Source organism: Bradyrhizobium sp. BRP23 (genome assembly GCF_020194135.1).
Taxonomy (GTDB): domain Bacteria; phylum Pseudomonadota; class Alphaproteobacteria; order Rhizobiales; family Xanthobacteraceae; genus Bradyrhizobium; species Bradyrhizobium yuanmingense.
On record NZ_JADYVW010000043.1, the window covers coordinates 1 to 1291 of the forward strand.

General features: G+C 66.0%; 1 protein-coding gene. It reads right to left on the reverse strand.

What is annotated here, in order from left to right; genetic code table 11:
- On the reverse strand, positions 1-1291 hold a 1291-nt coding region (locus I6F24_RS37245), incomplete at both ends, for a DUF1522 domain-containing protein (RefSeq protein ID WP_225156593.1).

Consider the following 1291-nt stretch of genomic DNA (forward strand, 5'->3'; position numbering starts at 1 on the left):
AGGTTCGAGCCGAGGCTCGAGGCCTGCGAGCGCAGCGTGCTCGAGGCGGCGTTGAGGTTGGTCAGCACCTTGTTGGTGGCAGCGTTGTCGATGAAGTCGACACCGCTGGTCAGCGAGGCGAGGCCCAGACCCTTGGAGTTGTAGGTCACGCCGGTGATGCTGAGGTTCGACTTGCCGGTCTCGTCGAACACCAGCTTGAGCTGGTCGCCGTTCAAGAGGTTGACGCCGTTGAACGAGGAGTCCTGCGCGGTCGTGTCGATCTGGTTCAGGATGTTGTTGAACTGAGACACCAGGTTGGCACGCGAGGTCTGCGCGACGACGTCCTGGACGGGGCTGGAAGCCGTCGAGAACGTCAGCGACGAGGTCAGCGTGCCGCCGATCGCACCACCCGCGGCGCTCGAACCGATGGTCGAGGACGCGTAGTCGTTGGTGGTCGAGATCGTCAGCAGGCCGTTGGCGTCGATCGTCGCCGACAGGTTGTTGGCCTGCAGCTTGGTGTTGAGCTGATCGAGCGTCTTGACCGTGCCGTTGGTGCCGTCGCCGAAGGTGACGTTGACCGCCGTGCCGCCGTTGAAGGAGGTGAAGGTCAAGGTCTTGCCGCTGATGCCGCCGATGCCGGAGGTGCGCGCCGCGGTGAAGGCGGTCGCCGTTCCGGTGTTGCCGGCAAGGCCGAGCGCGTTCAGCGCGTTGCCCGTGCCGGTGATCGACAGGTCGGCATTGACGCCAGTGGACAGCTTCAGCTGGCCCGAGGCGTTGATCGACGAGTTGGTCTGGCCGGAGGCCGTCGCGAGCGTCGCGGTGCCGTTGGCGCCGATCGTCGCGGTCTGCACGCCGGTGGCGAGGTCGATCGCCTTCAGCACGTCGTTGAGGCTACCGCCCTGCAGATAGACCGTCGAGTTGCCGGCGCCGTCGGTGAGGACGTTACCGCTCGCACCATAACCGGTCGGAATGCTCGGCGCACCGGTCGAGCCCGGGATCGGCGCATTCTTGAAGGTGATGACTTTACCGTTGACGTTCAGCGTCGAGCCGTCGGTGATCGTCGCACCCAGCGAAGCCGCGCTGGTGGTGCGGTTGACGTTCACGGTGGCGTTGCCGCCGCCCACCGACGTCGTCAGGGCGAGAGCCTTGAGCAGATCGGCCTTGCCGGTGACGCTCAGATCCGCACCTGTCGAGCTCCTCAGCGTGACGGCGCCCGCAGCGACGGTCGAAGCGGTCTGGCCGTTGCTCGTGGCGATCGTCGCCGCACCCGAGGTGATCGAGACCGTCTTGACGCCGCTTGCCAGATCGATCG